Origin of the sequence: Rhodococcus indonesiensis (genome assembly GCF_047782815.1) — a bacterium.
GTDB classification, from domain to species: Bacteria; Actinomycetota; Actinomycetes; order Mycobacteriales; family Mycobacteriaceae; genus Rhodococcus; species Rhodococcus indonesiensis.
This window is the reverse complement of record NZ_CP180630.1, coordinates 3075474-3092915: the sequence shown is the minus strand read 5'-3', so window position 1 is coordinate 3092915 and position 17442 is coordinate 3075474. Positions and strand designations below refer to the sequence as shown.

The 17442-nt window shown below is 70.9% G+C and carries 19 protein-coding genes and 1 pseudogene; 10 read left to right on the top strand and 10 right to left on the bottom strand.

The window, feature by feature from the left end; all coding sequences use genetic code 11:
- The first annotated feature begins 1 nt into the window (after nt 1).
- Entirely contained in the window at nt 2–748 is a 747-nt protein-coding gene (locus tag ACM26Y_RS14260) for a succinate dehydrogenase/fumarate reductase iron-sulfur subunit (RefSeq protein WP_003935829.1), read from the top strand.
- A 27-nt stretch (nt 749–775) separates the two neighbouring features.
- Here the strand turns inward: ACM26Y_RS14260 and ACM26Y_RS14255 are convergent, their stop codons facing one another.
- On the bottom strand, nt 776–1438 hold the full coding sequence (locus ACM26Y_RS14255; protein WP_416061224.1) for a TetR/AcrR family transcriptional regulator C-terminal domain-containing protein: 663 nt from the start codon (nt 1436–1438) through the stop codon (nt 776–778).
- A gap of 127 nt (nt 1439–1565) precedes the next feature.
- Here ACM26Y_RS14255 and bioB point away from each other — a divergent pair, with 127 nt between their 5' ends.
- Both bioB and ACM26Y_RS14245 read left to right on the top strand, forming a co-directional pair.
- Entirely contained in the window at nt 1566–2579 is a 1014-nt protein-coding gene (bioB, locus tag ACM26Y_RS14250; RefSeq protein ID WP_289378322.1) for a biotin synthase BioB, read from the top strand.
- Between the two features lie 9 nt (nt 2580–2588).
- Nucleotides 2589–2783 carry a hypothetical protein gene (locus ACM26Y_RS14245; RefSeq protein ID WP_003935826.1) on the top strand — a complete coding sequence of 65 codons (195 nt, stop codon included), beginning with the start codon at nt 2589–2591 and terminating at the stop codon, nt 2781–2783.
- Between the two features lie 7 nt (nt 2784–2790).
- Here the strand turns inward: ACM26Y_RS14245 and ACM26Y_RS14240 are convergent.
- Nucleotides 2791–3159 (bottom strand): annotated as a pseudogene (locus ACM26Y_RS14240) (RidA family protein); the annotation flags it as partial.
- Between the two features lie 126 nt (nt 3160–3285).
- Here ACM26Y_RS14240 and ACM26Y_RS14235 point away from each other — a divergent pair.
- Together ACM26Y_RS14235 and ACM26Y_RS14230 are read left to right on the top strand one after the other, a co-directional pair.
- Complete coding sequence (locus ACM26Y_RS14235) at nt 3286–4449, top strand: RNA-guided endonuclease InsQ/TnpB family protein (protein WP_416061223.1); 1164 nt, start codon at nt 3286–3288, stop codon at nt 4447–4449.
- A gap of 96 nt (nt 4450–4545) precedes the next feature.
- Nucleotides 4546–4869, top strand: coding sequence for a winged helix-turn-helix transcriptional regulator (locus tag ACM26Y_RS14230; protein WP_416063677.1), 324 nt, complete (start codon nt 4546–4548; stop codon nt 4867–4869).
- Nucleotides 4870–4984: 115 nt separating this feature from the next.
- Here the strand turns inward: ACM26Y_RS14230 and ACM26Y_RS14225 are convergent, their stop codons facing one another.
- A complete protein-coding gene (locus tag ACM26Y_RS14225; RefSeq protein WP_416061222.1) occupies nt 4985–5350 on the bottom strand; it encodes a hypothetical protein in 366 nt (121 codons plus the stop codon).
- Between the two features lie 45 nt (nt 5351–5395).
- The gene (locus ACM26Y_RS14220; protein WP_416061221.1) at nt 5396–6100 is read right to left on the bottom strand and encodes an NUDIX hydrolase; all 705 of its coding nucleotides are present in this window, start codon (nt 6098–6100) and stop codon (nt 5396–5398) included.
- 79 nt (nt 6101–6179) lie between these two features.
- Between ACM26Y_RS14220 and nadA the strand changes: the two genes are divergently transcribed.
- From nadA to ACM26Y_RS14195, 5 genes are all read left to right on the top strand, one after another.
- A complete protein-coding gene (gene nadA / locus ACM26Y_RS14215) occupies nt 6180–7214 on the top strand; it encodes a quinolinate synthase NadA (RefSeq protein WP_416061220.1) in 1035 nt (344 codons plus the stop codon).
- Nucleotides 7215–7216: 2 nt separating this feature from the next.
- Complete coding sequence (locus ACM26Y_RS14210) at nt 7217–8815, top strand: L-aspartate oxidase (protein WP_416061219.1); 1599 nt, start codon at nt 7217–7219, stop codon at nt 8813–8815.
- Complete coding sequence (gene nadC, locus ACM26Y_RS14205; protein WP_054374928.1) at nt 8816–9685, top strand: carboxylating nicotinate-nucleotide diphosphorylase; 870 nt, start codon at nt 8816–8818, stop codon at nt 9683–9685.
- A 159-nt stretch (nt 9686–9844) separates the two neighbouring features.
- Nucleotides 9845–11254: a WS/DGAT/MGAT family O-acyltransferase gene (locus ACM26Y_RS14200; protein WP_416061218.1), complete on the top strand. Its 1410-nt coding sequence runs from the start codon at nt 9845–9847 to the stop codon at nt 11252–11254.
- A 10-nt stretch (nt 11255–11264) separates the two neighbouring features.
- Nucleotides 11265–11561, top strand: coding sequence for a DUF2470 domain-containing protein (locus ACM26Y_RS14195; RefSeq protein ID WP_416061217.1), 297 nt, complete (start codon nt 11265–11267; stop codon nt 11559–11561).
- A gap of 2 nt (nt 11562–11563) precedes the next feature.
- Here ACM26Y_RS14195 and ACM26Y_RS14190 read toward each other — a convergent pair whose 3' ends face one another.
- The 6 genes from ACM26Y_RS14190 to ACM26Y_RS14165 form a co-directional block, all read right to left on the bottom strand.
- On the bottom strand, nt 11564–12199 hold the full coding sequence (locus tag ACM26Y_RS14190) for a LysE family transporter (RefSeq protein ID WP_416061216.1): 636 nt from the start codon (nt 12197–12199) through the stop codon (nt 11564–11566).
- A gap of 29 nt (nt 12200–12228) precedes the next feature.
- Nucleotides 12229–13485 (bottom strand): family 1 glycosylhydrolase, encoded by a 1257-nt coding sequence (locus ACM26Y_RS14185; protein ID WP_416061215.1) that lies wholly within the window; start codon nt 13483–13485, stop codon nt 12229–12231.
- Entirely contained in the window at nt 13482–14606 is a 1125-nt protein-coding gene (locus ACM26Y_RS14180) for an alpha/beta fold hydrolase (RefSeq protein ID WP_003935814.1), read from the bottom strand. The genes ACM26Y_RS14185 and ACM26Y_RS14180 overlap by 4 nt, the downstream gene beginning before the upstream one ends.
- A gap of 77 nt (nt 14607–14683) precedes the next feature.
- Entirely contained in the window at nt 14684–15100 is a 417-nt protein-coding gene (locus ACM26Y_RS14175) for a hypothetical protein (protein ID WP_003935813.1), read from the bottom strand.
- A gap of 83 nt (nt 15101–15183) precedes the next feature.
- Nucleotides 15184–16872, bottom strand: coding sequence for a PHA/PHB synthase family protein (locus ACM26Y_RS14170; protein ID WP_003935812.1), 1689 nt, complete (start codon nt 16870–16872; stop codon nt 15184–15186).
- A 176-nt stretch (nt 16873–17048) separates the two neighbouring features.
- Nucleotides 17049–17432, bottom strand: coding sequence for a helix-turn-helix domain-containing protein (locus ACM26Y_RS14165; RefSeq protein ID WP_054374932.1), 384 nt, complete (start codon nt 17430–17432; stop codon nt 17049–17051).
- Nucleotides 17433–17442: the final 10 nt, after the last annotated feature.

Genomic DNA, 17442 nt, shown 5'->3' with positions numbered 1-17442 from the left:
CATGGGCTACCGAGCGGCATTCAGGATCTGGCGCGGCGACGACGGGGGCGGCGAACTGCGCGACTACGCCGTCGAGGTGAACGAGGGGGAGGTCGTTCTCGACATCGTCCACCGGTTGCAGGCCACCCAGGCCCCCGACCTGGCGGTGCGATGGAACTGCAAGGCGGGCAAGTGCGGGTCCTGCTCGGCGGAGGTCAACGGCCGTCCACGGCTGCTGTGCATGACCCGGATGTCGGTCTTCGCGGAGGACGAGGTGGTGACCGTGACTCCGCTGCGCACCTTCCCGGTGATCCGGGACCTGGTCACCGACGTGTCCTTCAACTACGCCAAGGCCCGGGAGATCCCGGCGTTCGCGCCCCCGCCCGACCTGGCGCCCGGGGAGTACCGGATGCAGCAGATCGACGTGCAGCGGTCGCAGGAGTTCCGCAAGTGCATCGAGTGCTTCCTGTGCCAGAACGTCTGCCACGTGGTGCGCGACCACGAGGAGAACAAGGAGGCGTTCGCCGGGCCCCGGTACCTGATGCGGATCGCCGAACTCGAGATGCATCCGCTCGACGTGGCCGACCGGCGCACCTCCGCCCAGGAAGAGCACGGACTGGGGCTGTGCAACATCACCAAGTGCTGCACCGAGGTGTGCCCCGAGAACATCCACATCACGGACAACGCGCTGATCCCGATGAAGGAACGCGTCGTAGACCGTCGCTACGACCCGATCGTCTGGCTCGGAAACAAGCTGTTCCGGCGCTGAGCGGCCCGGACCGAATGTCACATTCGTTCAGTTGGACTGCACCGGTGTGACATTCGGTCCGGGCGACGTGGCGCCGCTCGTGTGCAAGCGGGTGCGGATGCCGTCGACGAACAGGGTCAAGCCGAAATCGAAGCGCACGGCCGGATCCCCGTCGTGCAGGTCGTCGTCCGAACCGGCCGCGGTCTCGGTGGAGACGTCGGGGGAGACGGGCTTACGGGTCAGTGCCCCGAGTTCGGCGAGTTGCAGGCGGGACTGCTCGTCGACGGTGTGGCCGAGGACGTAGTGCAGCAGCGCATAGCCGGCGAGTTCGGCGTGTGCCCGGGACAGCCGGGCGCGTAGACCCGCGGCGACGAACGCCTCGCGCACCCGCGCGGTGGTCAGGCGCGATGCGTAGGTCGCGGCGACGAGTTCCGCGCCGTCCCGGTGCGCGAGCAGTGCGGCGCGGAACCGATGCGCGAGTTCGGAGAGGGCGCCGTCCCAGGTGGGTGCGGTGGGCGGGGCCGCGACGCCGTCGAGGATGCGATCGGCCATCGCCCCGAGCAGGGTCTGCTTGTTCGGGAAGTGCCAGTACAGGGCGCCGGGTTGGACGCCGAGCGAGGTGGCGAGCTTGCGCATCGTCAGATCGCCGAGACCGTACTCGTCGAGGATCGCCATCGCGCCGTCGAGGACGTCGCCGCGTCGCAACTGCACCGTTCGCTCCCGTCTGGTTCCCGAGCATCCGTCGCGTTGACAGTAGACCACCGCCACCCTAGCCTGAACATCGTTCAAGTGAACGGTGTTCAAGTTTGCCGTGACCCGCATCCTCCAGGAGACTCCCGTGACCCAGGCCCCCGCCCGTGCCGACATCCTCGCCCTCGCCCGCGAACAGGTGCTGGGGCGCGGCGAGGGACTCGATCGCGAGCAGGTGCTCGAGGTGCTGCGGCTGCCCGACGACCGGCTCGAGGAGCTGCTCGGCCTGGCCCACGAGGTCCGGATGACCTGGTGCGGCCCCGAGGTCGAGGTCGAGGGCATCATCAGCCTCAAGACCGGCGGCTGCCCCGAGGACTGCCACTTCTGCTCCCAGTCGGGACTGTTCGCCTCCCCGGTCCGCTCGGCATGGCTCGACATCCCCAGCCTCGTCGAGGCCGCCAAGCAGACGGCCAAGACCGGTGCCACCGAGTTCTGCATCGTCGCCGCCGTCCGAGGGCCCGACGCACGCCTGATGGCCCAGGTCGCCGCCGGTGTCGAAGCGATCCGCAACGAGGTCGACATCCAGGTGGCCTGTTCGCTCGGCATGCTCACCCGGGAGCAGGTCGACCAGCTCGCCGCGATGGGAGTGCACCGCTACAACCACAACCTCGAAACCGCCCGCTCCTTCTTCCCCCAGGTCGTCACCACCCACACCTGGGAGGAGCGGTGGGAGACGCTGCGGATGGTCCGTGAGGCCGGCATGGAGGTGTGCTGCGGCGGAATCCTCGGCATGGGGGAGACGCTCGAGCAGCGTGCCGAATTCGCCGCCGACCTCGCCGCCCTCGAGCCCGACGAGGTGCCGCTGAACTTCCTCAACCCGCGCCCGGGTACCCCCTTCGGGGATCTCGAGGTCCTGCCGGCGGCGGAGGCGCTCAAGGCCGTTGCCGCGTTCCGGCTCGCGCTGCCGCGCACCATCCTGCGCTTCGCCGGCGGCCGCGAGATCACCCTCGGCGATCTCGGCGCCAAGCAGGGCATCCTCGGCGGCATCAATGCCGTCATCGTCGGCAACTACCTCACCACCCTCGGCCGGCCCGCCGAGTCCGACCTCGACCTGCTCGGCGAGCTGAAGATGCCGATCAAGGCACTCGGCGAGACCTTCTAGGAGGCCGGCGTGTTCAATCCGTTCACCGGCCGGCCCGTCGACGAGGGCGCCCCGGTCCCGGCCGCAGCCCGGCTCGGTCTCGAACCGCCCCGTTTCTGCGAGCAGTGCGGACGACGGATGATCGTGCAGATCGCCCCCGACGGCTGGTGGGCCCGGTGCTCACGGCACGGGATGCTCGACTCGAGCCTGACCGAACGTCGCTGAGGCGGACTCAGTCGAGGACGGCGGTCGCTTCGACTTCGACGAGTACATCCGGCTCGAACAAGTAGTCCACGCCGAGGAGGGAGGCCGGCGGCATCGGCACGGGAAATCCGATCTCCTCGGCGACCTGCTCGATGCCGGCCATGAAGTCGGTGATCTTCTCCGGCGCCCAGTTCGTGACGTAGAAGGTCAGCCGCAGGACGTCGCCGAACCCTGCCCCGGCACCGGCCAGTCCGGTTGCTGTGTTCCGCAAGGCCTGGGCGACCTGTCCCGCCAGATCGCCGGGTGAGACGGGGGTTCCGTCCGCGAGCCGGGCGATCTGGCCGGCGACGTGGACATGGTGGGTGCCCGTGCCGACGGGGACGTGGTGGTACGGGGTGGCATGGTCATCTGATGTGCGGCGCGGATACTGCCTCGTTCACGAGGGAGAGGAAGCGCCGTCCTCCTTTCGGGGGAGTGGTGGTGTCGGGCCCACTTGTCGGTGGGGGCGGTTAGCGTGCCGGGCATGGGGGTCGAGGTGGTGCGCTACAACTACCGGTTGCGGCCGGGCACCACCGCCGAACATGCCCTGATGCAGGAGTGGCATCGCTGCCGATTCCTGTGGAACGAGGCGGTGCACCAACACAAGGCCGGTCGCCGGCCGACGTTCGGGAAGCTGGCCAAGCAGTTGACCGAGGCGCGGGCCCGCTCGTCGTGGTTGCGGGACGGCTCCCAGGTCGCCCAGCAGCAGATGCTGCGTACCTACGCGCAGGCGTTGGACGCGTCGTTCACGGCCCCGGGCCGGGGCCGGCCGCGGTTCAAGGCGCGGAGGAAGACCCTGCCGTCGCTCGAGTACACCCGCCGCGGGTTCCGGCTCCGGGACGGCCGGTTGGTGCTGCCCAAAGGTGTGAGTGTGCCGGTGGTGTGGTCGCGGGTGTTGCCGGCGGAGCCGTCGAGTGTGCGCATCATCCGCGATTGCCTGGGGCACTGGTATGCCTCGTTCGTGGTGACCCGCGAGGTGGAGCCGATCCCGGTGGCCGACCCGGGCAGCGCGGTCGGGATCGACTGGGGCGTGGCCCGCACCGCGACGGCCACCGAGGAGCGTTTCGATCTGCCGCAGCACGGGCACCGGAGACGGTGTGCGGCGGAGTTGGCGAGAGCGCAGCGGACGATGGCGCGGCGCCGCCGAGGCACGGGACACCCACCCTCGAGGGGCTATCGGCGGGCCCGTACCCGGGCCGCGAAGGTGCAGAAGAAGGCGGCCCGACAGAACCGGCACGACGGCCGGATCTGGGCCCGGGCCGTGGTCGAGGCGCATCATCTGGTCGCGGTGGAGGATTTCCGACCCCGGTTCCTGTCGAGGTCGACGATGGCGCGCACGGCCGCCGATGCCGCGATCGCGACGGTGAAACGGGAGTTGCTCGAGCGGGGCCGGCGGGCCGGCCGGAAGGTGGTGCTGGTGCGGCCCGCGTACACGACCATGACGTGTTCGAGGTGTTTCGCGAGAGCCAAGCAACGCCTCGGACTCGGGGAACGGGTTTTCCGGTGCTGGGCGTGCGGGCATACCGCGTGTCGGGACCGGAACGCTGCCAGAGTGATTCTGGCTGTGGCGGAGCGTGGCCACACCGGTGTCGACGACGTGAGTCAAACGGATCACCTCCCTCCGGGTGGTGGTGCGGTTGCGGTCTGAGCCGGGAATCTCCTGCCTTCAGGAAGGAGAGGCGTTAAGCGCGATACCGCCTCCGACGACGTCGGTGCACTCACGGTCACCGCACCGCATCGCGAGCTGCTCGATCAGATTCTCGACAAGTGGTCGTTGGCGGTGTGCAACGAGCTGTGCCAGCGCCCGAGCCGGTTCAACGAGCTGCGGCGCGCGATCCCCGCGGTGACGCAGAAGTCGCTGACCGCGACCCTGCGGCGTCTCGAACGCAACGGCATCGTCGAGCGCGCGCTCCTCAGCTCCCGCCCGGTCGCGGTCGAATACCGGATGACCCCGCTCGGCAAGACGCTCCGCCCGCCGGTCGACGTCCTCCTCGCGTGGGCCGACACGCACCTACCCGAGATCGACGCCGCCCGCGCCCGCTTCGATGCCGAATCGGACCTCACCTGAGGCGCCAGGTCCGGGGTCTCACAGATCAGGGGAGCGCCGGAGCGTGCCGACCGTGTGCTCGGCAGGGCACGTTGGCAAGGGGTCGTGGTGATCGGTCCGGTCCGGGGTCGCGCCGTCAGTCGTGGTCGGCGGCGGCAGAAGTGCGACGCCGGATGCCGTCGGGGATCGACGCCCGCGCTGCGTCCGCCTCGTGCGCCGGGAGCCCGGCCAACGCTGCGAGGGGCTCGTCGGGGGGTGGTTCGTTCGGTTCCGATCCGGTCGCGCCGGCCCACTGGTCGGACCAGGTGAACAGCGGCGCAAGGCGAGCAGCAGCGAGCGTGTGCTCGAACAGCAGCGGCGCGTACTGCTCGACCAGGTCCGCGGCCAGGTGCCACGCGGGCTTGCCCTGCGCGCTCGTCCACGACCCGGACGTGTCGTCGGCGCCGGGCGCGAGGACGTCGGCACCGTGCTCCTCGTGAACGAGTCGGACGCGGACCGACACTGAGAGCCGAACAGGCACCGGGTGTGCCCGGGCCGTCGGCACCGGTCAACCCGGCGGGCGCAGGGCGGCGAACTCGTCGGTGACGCGCAGGCGCGACTCGGTGAAACGGAACAGCGCCGGAGGGCGGCCGCCGGCCCGGCCGGACGGCGCGGTGGTGCCGGTGGGGGTCAGGACGTCGCGGCGTTTGAGTACGCGCTGCAGGTTCGTGGCATCCACCTGGTACCCGAGTGCCGCACAATAGATCTCGCGCAGCGTGGACATGGCGAACTCGGCCGGGGCCAGCCCGAACGCGATGTTGGTGTACGAGAGCTTGGCGGCCAGTCGGGTGCGCGCGTTCTCGACCATGATTCCGTGGTCGAAGGACATCGCCGGCAGGTCCGAGACGGGATGCCAGGCGGTGTCCTCGGGCAGCCGGGGATCGGAGGAGATGGGCACCAGTCCGAGGTAGGTCGAGGCGATGGTGCGCGGTCCCGGCACGCGGTGCGGATCGGAGAACACCGACAACTGCTCGAGGTGCGCGACCTCGCGCACGTCGACCTTCTCGGCCAGCTGGCGACGCGCCGAGGTGGTGAGGTCCTCGTCGTCGTGGAGGCGGCCGCCGGGCAGCGACCAGGTACCCGCCTGCGGGTCGAGAGCGCGCTGCCACAGCAGCACTCCGAGCTCGGTCTTCGTGCCCCCGTGGATGTCCGGGAAGCGGCGGACCTGGAACACGACGATGAGCACTTCGTGAAGGGTGCTACCATGTGTCATGTTTTCGATCCTAAGTCGAAAACCCCCGAAAACGGAAATCCGGGCACAGCCCGCCCGGTGCACGGCGAAGGAGCAGGCCATGACCACTACGACGTGGGCGGGCGCGCAGACCCCGATCCAGGACGGACCCGGCGGTTACACCGGTGTCGAGGCGACCCCGGAATGGGCCGCGGAGGTCCGGCGACTGGCGCGCGAGCGCAACGCCACGCTGCTGGCGCACAACTATCAGCTGCCCGCCATCCAGGACGTCGCCGACCACGTCGGCGACTCCCTGGCCCTCTCGCGTATCGCCGCCGAGGCCGAGGAGGACACCATCGTCTTCTGCGGCGTGCACTTCATGGCCGAGACCGCGAAGATCCTCAGTCCCACCAAGACGGTCCTCATCCCCGACGAGCGGGCCGGCTGCTCGCTCGCGGACTCGATCACCGCCGAGCAGGTGCGCGAGTGGAAGGCCGATCATCCCGACGCGGTCGTCGTGTCGTACGTCAACACCACCGCCGAGGTCAAGGGTCTGACCGACATCTGCTGCACCTCCTCGAATGCGGTCGACGTCGTCGCCTCCATCGACCCCGACCGCGAGGTGCTGTTCCTGCCCGACCAGTTCCTCGGCGCCCACGTCAAGCGCGTGACCGGCCGGCAGAACATGCACATCTGGGCGGGCGAGTGCCACGTGCACGCCGGGATCAACGGCGACGAGCTCGCCGCCAAGTCCAAGGCGCACCCCGACGCCGAGCTGTTCGTCCACCCCGAGTGCGGCTGCGCGACCTCCGCGTTGTACCTCGCGGGCGAGGGCTTCGTCGCCGACGACAAGGTCAAGATCCTGTCCACCGGCGGCATGCTCGACGCGGCCCGCGCCACCGGTGCCCGGCAGGTTCTCGTCGCCACCGAGGTGGGCATGCTGCACCAGCTGCGCAAGGCCGCCCCCGGCGTCGACTTCCAGGCCGTCAACGACCGCGCGTCCTGCCCCTACATGAAGATGATCACCCCGGCCGCGCTGCTGCGCTGCCTGCAGGAGGGCAAGGACGAGGTCCACGTCGATGCGGCTGTGGCCGAGCGGGCCCGGCAGTCGGTGCAGCGGATGATCGCCATCGGCAATCCCGGCGGCGGGGAGTGACCATGCCCGCCGGCCTCGGCGCGGCCCGGGCGGAGCGGCAGGACACGATCCGCTGGGAAGTCCGCGCCGACCTCGTGGTGGTCGGGGGCGGCGTGGCCGGCCTCACCGCCGCCCGCGCCGCGTCCCGGCGGGGACTGCGGGTGCTGACCGTCAGCAAGGGCGGCCCCACCGACACCGCTACCCAGTACGCGCAGGGCGGCATCGCCGTCGTCGCCCCGGGCCCGGCGGATTCCGTGGACGCCCACGTCGCCGACACGTGCGCCGCCGGTGCCGGTCTGTGCGACGAGGCGGCCGTGCGGTCCGTCGTCTCCGGCGGACAGGATGCCGTCGCCGCGCTCACCGACCTCGGCGCCGTGTTCGACCGCGGCCGCGACGGCGGCATCGCCCGCACCCGCGAGGGCGGGCACAGCACCCGGCGCATCATCCACGCCGGCGGCGACGCCACCGGCGCCGAGATCCAGCGCGCCCTCGGCGCCGCCGGCCTGCCGGTACTCTTCGGTGCCGCCGCCGCCCGCGTCCTCACCGACGCCGGTGGTGTCACCGGCCTGCTCGTTCTCGACGACCGGGGCCTCGGTGTGGTCCACACCCCGGCCGTGGTGCTGGCCACCGGCGGCCTCGGGCAGCTGTACGCGTGCAGCACCAACCCGGCCGGGGCCACCGCCGACGGGATCGCGCTGGCGCTGGACGCCGGCGCCGCCGTCGCCGACCTCGAGTTCGTGCAGTTCCACCCGACCGTGCTGTTCGCGGCCGGATCGGTCGGCCGCCGCCCCCTCGTCAGCGAAGCTGTGCGCGGCGAAGGCGCGCGCCTCGTGGACAGCACCGGCCGTTCGGTCACCGCCGGAGTGCATCCTCTCGGCGACCTCGCACCGCGCGACGTCGTCTCCCGTGCCATCGCCACCCGGCTCGCCGAACTCGGCGACGACCACGTCCTGCTCGATGCGCGGCACCTGGAGGGATTCGCGCGGCGTTTCCCGACCGTCACGGCCTCCCTGGCGGAGGTGGGCCTGGACCCGGCTCGGGACCTGATCCCCGTCGCCCCGGCCGCGCACTACTCGTGCGGTGGGGTCGTCACCGACGTGTACGGCCGCACCGGCGTGCCCGGGCTGTACGCGGCGGGCGAGGTCGCCCGTACCGGCCTGCACGGCGGCAACCGGCTCGCCTCCAACAGCCTGCTCGAGGGCCTCGTCGTCGGCGAACGCGCCGGACTGGCAGCGGCTGACGAGCGCGGTGGGCTGCGCGTCGAAACCGCCCACGCCGACCTGCCTCCGCGGGCCCGCGCACCTCGGACGGCGTTGCAGCAGATCATGACCCGGCACGCCTCCGTCGTCCGCGACGCGGCCGGACTCGCCGCCGCCGGGGCGAACCTCGCTGCCGCCCCGACCGGCCGGTGCGCCGACGCGCCGGCACTCGAGGACGCCGCGCTCACCGTCGCGGCGCGGGCCCTGACCCTCGCGGCCGGTACCCGCACCGAGAGCCGCGGTTGTCACACCCGTTCGGACCATCCCGACACCGACCCCGCGCAGCGTCGCAGCCTCGAAACGCGGCTCGACGGCGACGGCGAGCTCACGCTGCGCACACCACAACTCACAGGAGCGCACTGAATGGCCAGTACCGAGCTGCCCGCCGGACTCGATCGGGACGAGACGCTCGCGCTGGTGCGCGTCGCCCTCGACGAGGACCTGCGCTACGGCCCGGATGTGACCTCCGACGCCACGGTGCCCGCCGACGCCGTGGCCACGGCCTCGGTGGTGCCGCGCAGCCCCGGCACCGTGGCCGGGATCGACATCGGTCTGCTGGTGCTCGACGAGGTCCTCGGCGCCGGCAACTACGAGGTGCTCGACCGTGCCGTCGACGGGCATCGCGCCGAGGCGGGGGAGACGGTCCTGACGGTGCAGGCACCCACCCGGGGCCTGCTCACCGCCGAGCGCACCATGCTGAACCTGATGTGTCACCTGTCCGGCATCGCCACCGCCACCGCCCGGTGGGTGGACGCCGTCGCCGGCACCGACGCGAAGATCCGCGACAGCCGCAAGACCCTGCCCGGTCTGCGTGCGCTGCAGAAGTATGCGGTGCGGGTCGGTGGTGGGGTCAACCATCGGATGGGTCTCGGCGATGCCGCACTGATCAAGGACAACCACGTCGTCGCCGCCGGTTCGGTCGTCGCGGCGCTGCGGGCCGTGCGGGCCCAGGCCCCCGACCTCGAGTGCGAGGTGGAGGTCGACAGCCTCGAGCAGTTCGACGAGGTGCTCGCCGAGAACGTCGAGCTGATCCTGCTCGACAACTTCCCGTTGTGGCAGACGCAGATCGCGGTGCAGCGGCGCAACACCCACGCGCCCCGGACCCGACTCGAGTCCTCCGGGGGCCTGACCCTCGACGTGGCCGCGGACTACGCCCGCACCGGCGTCGACTACCTCGCCGTCGGCGCGTTGACCCACTCGGTGAGCGTCCTCGACCTCGGTCTCGACATGTGACGCCACGCCGGGCCGCGCGTGGCGCCGGCCGCGCCGATCGCGTACAACTGGCTACGTATCCGCCGCCGTGAGGCAACTCACGGCGGCGGCGCGCGTCCGGCGGGTCACAGGGGGCCCACCACGAACGAGTTCCCCGGCGGGGGAGCGGAGAGAGTTCGCATGCGTCTGCCGATGGCACCGACCGATTCGATGTTCCTGCTCGGTGAGTCGCGTGAACATCCCATGCATGTCGGGGGACTGATCCTGCTGCAGCCGCCCCCGGACGGCGACGCCCGCACCCTGCGCACCCTGTTCGACGCCGCCCTTGCCAGTGACGACGTGGCGTCCCTGTGGCGCCGACGTGCCGTCCGCTCGCTCACCACCTTCGGGATGTGGGCGTGGGAGGACGACCCGCACTTCGATCTCGAGTATCACGTCCGGCGCGACGCCCTGCCGCAGCCCGGCGGGAACACCGAACTGCGCGCGCTGGTGTCCCGGCTGCACAGCACCCTGCTCGACCGCAGCCGGCCGCTGTGGGAAATGCACCTGATCGAGGGCCTCGAGGACGGACGGTACGCGATCTACACGAAGATCCACCACGCCCTCGCCGACGGGGTCGGTGCCATGCGGTTGCTGCATCGGGCCCTGAGCGCCGACCCGGACCGCACCGACATGCCGGCGCCCTGGGCGCACTTTCCGTCCCCCGATCCGGTGCACTCCGCGGTCGGGACCGCGCTCGACCTGCCGAGCATGACGGTGCGCGCCGTGCGTGGCGTGATCGACGAGGCCGTCGGGATGGTGCCCGCCGTGGTGGGGACCGTGGACCGGGCTCTGCGCGGCCGCGGTGGCGCGGTGTCGCTCGCGGCGCCGCGCACGATGTTCAACGTCTCCATCGCCGGGGGCCGTCGCTTCGCCGCACACGACTGGTCGCTGGCGCGGCTGCGGCGCGTCGCCGAGGCGGCCGGCGCCACCGTCAACGATGTCGTTCTCGCGATGTCGGCGGGAGCACTGCGCGCGTATCTGCTCGAACACGAGGCCCTGCCCGACGAGCCGCTCGTCGCGATGGTGCCGGTCTCGCTGCGGCGCGAGAAGACCACCGAGGGCGGCAACGACGTCGGCGTCCTGATGTGCCCGTTGGCGACCCACCTCGACGACTCGGCGGCTCGCCTGCTCGCCGTCAGGGACGCGATGGTCGACGGCAAGCAGTCCCTGCGGGGCCGCTCCCAGACGGCGCTGCTGACCGTGAGCGCCCTGGGCATGGCTCCACTCGCGGTCGGGGTGCTCACCGGCAACCGGGCCGTGGTGCGGCCGCCGTTCAATGTGATCGTCTCCAACGTGCCCGGCCCGGCCGGGCCGCTGTACTGGAACGGTGCCCGCGTCGACGCCCTGTACCCGCTGTCGGTGCCGGTCGACGGGCAAGCCCTGAACATCACCTGCACCAGCACTGCCGACCGGATCGCCTTCGGTCTGACCTCGTGCAGCCGCAGCGTCCCGCGGCTCGATCGCCTCCTCGGGTCCCTCGACGACGAACTCGCCGCCCTCGAACGCACCTTCGGGGTGCCGGCCGCCGGTGACGATCGGTCGGGCTAGGCTCGCCGGCGTGACTTCCTTCGACCCCGCCGTCGTCGCGGCCGTGACCCGGCACATGAACGACGACCACGCCGACGACAACCTGCTGGTGGTCCGTGCTTTCGCCGAACCCACAGCCGACGTCGCGCGCATGACCGGCGTGCACACCCAGTTCGGCGAGTGGGTCGCCGAGGTGGGTGGCGCCGAGACGACGGTGCGGGTGCCGTGGCTCGAACCCGTCGCCAACCGGGCGGGGATCCGCACCGCGGTCGTCGCCCTGTACCGCGCCGCGTGCGAGCGGCTCGGAGTGCCGCCGCGCCAGCACTGACGCTAGGCTGCGGCGGCCGTGCGGCGCACGGTGGCGAGGAACGCGGCGGCGGTGAAGAACAGCCCGGCGAACACCCGGCCGGTGAGCCGCTGCTGGTGTGGCGAGCGCAGCAGCGTCAGCACCCGTGCCGCCAGACCCGTGTATCCGGTCATGACGATCATGTCGACGGTCACCATGGTCGCCGCGATGATCAGGTACTGCTGCAGCAGCGGAGCCCCGGGATCGAGGAACTGCGGCAGCACGGCCAGCATGAACACCACAGCCTTCGGGTTGCTCGCGTTGATCAGGAAGCCGCGTGCCACCAGGACCGGCGCCGAGCCGAGGCCTGGCGCCGCATCGGGTGCGACCTCGGTGGGCCGCGTGCGCCACTGGCGCACCCCCAGATAGACGAGGTAGGCGACGCCGAACCACTTGATCACCGTGAAGGCGGCAGCGGATCCGGCGAGGATCGCGCCGACGCCGGCGGCGACCACCGCGATCTGCAGCAGCAGGCCGAGTTGCAGCCCGACGATGTTCCACCAGCCGCGCCGCAGCCCGTGGGCGAGTCCCGACGACATCGATGCGATCGCGCCGGCGCCGGGGGAGAGGCTGATCACCCAGGAGGCGCCGAGCAGGGCCACCCACGTCTGCCAGGTCATCGTGCGATTCTACGATCGGGCCGGACCGGTCATCTCGGCACCGGCACCGGCCACGGTTCGCCGGTGACGGCCCGGTAGGCGGCGACTCCGTCGGTCGGACGGCGCGTCAGAGTCGGATCCGTGCGCACGTCCACGGTGTAGAGGCCGAAACGTGGTGTGTAGCTTCCCCACTCGTAGTTGTCGGTGAGCGACCAGTAGTTGTATCCGAAGACGGGGGCGCCGTCGGCCGCGGCTCGGCGCACCCGGTCGACGTGCTCGTGCAGGTGTCGGGCCCGGGTCCAGCCGTCGGCGCGGGGCGCCCCGTCGGCGGTGGGCATTCCGTTCTCCACCACGTAGAGCGGCAGCCCGGGGTAGCGGTGGGTGTAGTGCATCAGCGCCTCGTACATCCCCTCGGGGTGCGGAACGATCGAGGCGAAGTCGTCGGTGAGCGCGTGGAGCGCGCTCGGATTTTCCGGGGTGGCGCCGTAGTAGTAGTCCAGGCCGAGGAAGTCGAGGGTGTCGCGGACCCGGTCGACGAACAGGGTGTCGAGTCCGGTCTGCACGCCGGGGATGTACGCGGTGTTCGACGTCACGCGCGCACCCGGATCTAGTGTGTGGATCCGGCGGTAGATGGCGCGGTGCGCGACGACCAGGGCGTCGAACATGCGTGGGATGTCGCCGGCGTCGATCCCGCCGAAGGCGAGCTCCTTCTGGACGTAGATCGCCGGTTCGTTGATCGTCACCCACAGCACCCCCTGCCCGGCGTACCGGGCGACGACCCGCTCGGCGTTGGCAAGCCACGCCTCGATGGTGGCGGGATCGCGCCAGCCGCCGCGGTCGGCGATCCACCCGGGATACACCCAGTGGTCCAGGGTGATCATCGGGATCATGCCGTGCCCGCGCACTGCCGCGACCACGTCGTCGTAGTAGCGCAGTTCGGTCTCGTCCCAGCCGGCCGGGGTGGGTTGGATGCGGGACCATTCGACCGAGAACCGGAACACGTCCACCCCGAGGTCCGCGGCCGCGGCGATGTCCTCGCGGTAGCGGTGCCGAAAATCCACCGAGGTGCCGACAGGTTCGCGGGTGCGGCCCGCCGCCGCGTACCGGGTCCAGTTGCTGTCCGGCGGTGAGCCTTCGGACTGGAATCCGGAACTCGACACGCCCCACAGGAACCCGTCTGCCGCGGCGGAGGCGGGCGCCGCCGACCCCACCGCGGCGGAGGCTGCGACGACGACGGTCAGTGCTGTCGCCACCGCAGCCCTCGATGCCGCCGCGCTCGCCCGGACTGTGATGGCGGAGAGCCTCATCGGGAGTGCGCGGCGATCTCGGCAGCGAGCCGTGGCCACAGGTCGGCGAGGGCGCGCCGGCCGACGAACAGCCCGAGGTGGCCGGCATCGACGTCGTGCACCGTGATGTCACCCGCGGGGGTGCTCACATGGTCGGCGAGGGCGAGGACCTGTCCCGGCGGCACCACGAGGTCGTGTCGACCGAGGACGATGCGCACAGGGCACTCGACGGCGGTCAGGTCCACCGGGCCGGCAGCGGTGGTGACGGCACCGGCGACGAGGTCGTTGCCGATGAACAGGTGCTCGAGGATCCACGTCCGGAACGCCGCAGGGATCTCCTGGCGCCAGAGGAACCACCGGCGTTCCTCGATCGCCTGTGCGAGGGTCTCGGGGTCGTCGAGCAGACCCAGCAGTTCGAGGCTGCGTTCGACCTCGCTCACCGGGTCGGTGGGCAGCACCCCGAACAGCCGGCCGGTGTCGTACCACAGGTTCAGCACGGACGCGGAAACCGCGCGGGGCAGGTGGTCGAAGGCGACGGCAGCGGGACGGTCGGCGTGGAAGTCGATCGGCGCCCCCGCGACGGTGAGGCTGTGCACGGTCTGCGGGTGCAGTGCGGTGTGCATCGCCGCGAGCCAGCCGCCCTGGCTGCCGCCGATGAGGTTGACCCGTCCGCCGAGCAGGTCGACAGCCTCGGCCAGGACGGCGAGATGGTCGTCGAGGGCGGCGCTGTCGGTGGCCGGGCCGGCGGGTGCCCAGTCCAGGCAGTACAGCCGTGTCAGCCCGCCGGCGCGCAGCGCGGAGACCTGACTGCGGTCAGGGGAGAGATCGACGATGCACGAGTGCGACCCGGACTGCGGCGGTAGCAGCAGGGTCGGCACGGCCTCCGGGTCGCGGGCGTCGGGGTCGCTGCAGTCACGCAGCCGGGCGAGCGGCCAGGTGTGGGCGACGGGCCACGGATGCGCCCAGTGCGGCGGTTCGCGGTCGGTGAGCGCCCGCCACCAGTCGGCGATGTCGGTCGCGACGTCGAGTGGATGCGCGCCGCGCCGGGCCAGGGTGGCCAGGTAGGTGCTCCAACCGGCGATCGCCGCCGCCCCGAGACGGAACGGGGCGGCGGCGATCGCGGCGGTCTGCAGGGCGTCCATGGGGTTCATTGAACCGGCGCCCGGCGTCGTGGTACGGCTCCTCCGTCGTGATCGCGACGGAAAAGACGCACAATCGATCACTTGAGGAGATCGCGTGCGGTGGTGGTGACCGTGGCGGTCAGCTCACGGGCGAAGGAGACCTGCGCCTTGGTGAGGTCCTCGACCCAGCCGATGGGGCTCGCGGAGGCGAGCTTCTCCTGCAGGTCGAGCAGGCTCGTCACGGTGCGCTCGTAGGTGTCGACGGTCAGGTTGCCGCTCTGCTTGGCGGCGTCGACGACCTTGTCGTTGAACTCGCTCAGGCGGGCGGCGCTGTCGTCGAGGGCCTTGGTGAACTCGGCGGTGGCCTGGTTGGCGGCGGCGGTGGCCGACTCGGCGATCTTCTGAGCGGCGGCGGTGGCGTCCGCGGTGGCCTTGGCAGCAGCCTCGTTGGCCTTGGCGGTGTCGGCGGTGGTCTTAGCGACGGCGGCGTCGACCGGGGTCTTGGCGGTGGTCATGGCGTTCCTTCCGTTCGAGTGTGCGGCAGCGCCCGGAGGACGCTGTTAGCAGGTTAGCAAAATGAGTGCTAACGGACAAGTCCTCAGCTGAAGACGTACGTGCCCGGAGCGTCCTCGAGCGGGGGATGGGCCGCACTGCCCATCGCCGGCGGCGCCACCAGGTCGCCCGCGCGCTTGTTCGACCAGGCCGTCCAGTCCTCCCACCACGAGTGCTCGTAGCGGGTGGCGGCCTCGTCCCAGACCTGCGGATCCGCAGGCAGGGGGGTGCCGGCCTCGGTGTCCGGTGAGCCGACGGCCTTGAACCACACCCGCTTGCCCGGGGGGTTGACCGCACCGGCGACGTGCCCGCCGTTGGTGAGCACGTAGCGCACGTCGCCGCCGAGCAGGTTCACCGCCTGGTACGACGACGTCCAGGGCACGATGTGATCGTTGATCGCGCCGACGACATAGGTGTCACACGTGATGTCGTGCAGATTGAGGGGCTGTCCGTCGAGCACGTAGAGGCCCTCGGCGAGCTCGTTGCGGCCGTAGAGCGACCGGAGGTAGTGCGAGTGCATCTCCGCGGGCATGCTCGTGCTGTCCTCGTTCCACGCGAGGATGTCGAAGGCCGCCGGCTTCTCGCCCTTCATCCACCGCGAGACCCAGTAGTTGAAGACGAGGTCCTTCGCGCGGATCATGTCGAAACTGCCGGCCATCTCCTTGCCGGCCAGGAAGCCCTGCTGCCGCATCCGGAACTCGACGAGGTCCAGCGTCGCCGGGTCGGTGAGCAGGCCCAGTTCCCCGACCTGGCTGTAGTCGAGCAGGGTGTTGAGCATCGTGAAGGCGCTCACGCGCTTGTCCCCGACGGCGAAGGCGCGCGCCGCGGCCATCGCGGCCATCGCCCCGCCGAGGCAGATGGACAGCACCTCGATCTTCGGGGACCCGGTGATCTCCTCGACCACGTCCAGCGCCGCGGCGATGCCGTCGACGTAGTAGTCGTCCATCGTGATGTTGCGCATCGACTCGTCCGGGTTGCGGTACGAGATCATGAACACGGTGCGGCCGTGCTGGACCGCCCACTCGGCGAGGCTCCGGCCGGGGGCGAGATCGAGGATGTAGTACTTGTTGATCCACGGCGGCGCGGCCAGGATCGGCACCGCGTGCACCTGCTCGGTCTGCGGCGTGTACTGGATCAGCTCGATCAGGTTGTTGCGGAAGACCACCTTGCCGGGAGTGGCCGCGAGGTTCTCGCCGACCGCGAACGCGTCCGAGTCCACCTTCAGCGGCAGGCCACCCCGGTTGAGCACGTCGTGCACGGCGTAGCGGGCGCCGCGCAGCAGGCTCGCCCCGCCGGTCTCGAAGGCGCGGGTGACGACACCGGGATTCCACAGGAAGTTCGACGGTGCCAACGCGTCGAACATCAGGTTCGCGAACTGACGTGCCTTGCCGTCCTGCAGCGGATCGCCCGCGCCGGCCTCGGTGAGTTCCTCGACGTAGGCCCGCGTGGCCAGGTAGCTCTGCAGGAGCGAGAAGTACGCGGGGTTCTCCTGCCATGCGGTGTCCGAGAAGCGGCGGTCCCGCGGGTCGACCGGCATCGGTGCGTCGGGATCGCTCGCGTTGAACACGCGGGTGGCTGCGGCGGGGATCTTCGCCAGCCTGCCTGCGTACTCCGCCGTCGCGGCGGTGACGGCCTGGGGGTTGCGGACCGCGCGTCCGGCCACCGACGTCACTGCGGGACCCCAGCCGATCGGGTCCAGGGTCGACTTCAACTTCTTGTGCACGTGGTCGAGCAAGGGACATCTCCAGATGGGGAAGAAGGGGTGTGCCCCGAGGGTGACACCGCGTGCCGAGCCGCGCACCTTACCGCGAGGTACATGCGAGTTGCACGTCCCGGGCGTGATCCCGGGCGACCCCCTCACCAGCCGAAACATGAGGAAGGCTCACATTGACCGTCGTGGTGTGAACTTGCTCACTCGGTGTCCTCGTCGAGGCGCGCGCCACGGCGACGCTTGCCCACCGTCACCTCCCGGAACGCCTCGTACATCTCCACCAGCGACCGCCGCTGCGCATTCGTCAGATCCGGATCCTCCCGGATCGCGCGCACCACCGCCGACTCGCCCGGATCCGGCCGTCCCACCTCGGCCGTCAACGCATCGGCCGACAGATGCAGCTGCTCGGCGATCGCCTGCAGCACGCGCTCGCTCGGTGCGCGCAGGTTCCGTTCGATCTGCGACAGGTACGGGTTCGAGATCCCCACCATCGCGGCGAGCTGCCGCATGGGCAACTCGGCGAGCTCGCGCTGCCGCCGGATCAGCTCCCCCAACGTCGGGGGATGCGACGCATCGTCCTCCATGGGGTCAGCA

Bases quoted from the DNA above. Each gene is read 5' to 3' on its own strand.
- ACM26Y_RS14260 (WP_003935829.1), top strand. From the start codon at position 2: ATGGGCTACCGAGCGGCATTCAGGATCTGGCGCGGCGACGACGGGGGC.
- ACM26Y_RS14235 (WP_416061223.1), top strand. From the start codon at position 3,286: ATGGGGGTCGAGGTGGTGCGCTACAACTACCGGTTGCGGCCGGGCACC.
- ACM26Y_RS14220 (WP_416061221.1), bottom strand. From the start codon at position 6,100: ATGACACATGGTAGCACCCTTCACGAAGTGCTCATCGTCGTGTTCCAG.
- nadA (WP_416061220.1), top strand. From the start codon at position 6,180: ATGACCACTACGACGTGGGCGGGCGCGCAGACCCCGATCCAGGACGGA.
- ACM26Y_RS14210 (WP_416061219.1), top strand. From the start codon at position 7,217: ATGCCCGCCGGCCTCGGCGCGGCCCGGGCGGAGCGGCAGGACACGATC.
- nadC (WP_054374928.1), top strand. From the start codon at position 8,816: ATGGCCAGTACCGAGCTGCCCGCCGGACTCGATCGGGACGAGACGCTC.
- ACM26Y_RS14200 (WP_416061218.1), top strand. From the start codon at position 9,845: ATGCGTCTGCCGATGGCACCGACCGATTCGATGTTCCTGCTCGGTGAG.
- ACM26Y_RS14190 (WP_416061216.1), bottom strand. From the start codon at position 12,199: ATGACCTGGCAGACGTGGGTGGCCCTGCTCGGCGCCTCCTGGGTGATC.
- ACM26Y_RS14185 (WP_416061215.1), bottom strand. From the start codon at position 13,485: ATGAGGCTCTCCGCCATCACAGTCCGGGCGAGCGCGGCGGCATCGAGG.
- ACM26Y_RS14180 (WP_003935814.1), bottom strand. From the start codon at position 14,606: ATGGACGCCCTGCAGACCGCCGCGATCGCCGCCGCCCCGTTCCGTCTC.
- ACM26Y_RS14175 (WP_003935813.1), bottom strand. From the start codon at position 15,100: ATGACCACCGCCAAGACCCCGGTCGACGCCGCCGTCGCTAAGACCACC.
- ACM26Y_RS14165 (WP_054374932.1), bottom strand. From the start codon at position 17,432: ATGGAGGACGATGCGTCGCATCCCCCGACGTTGGGGGAGCTGATCCGG.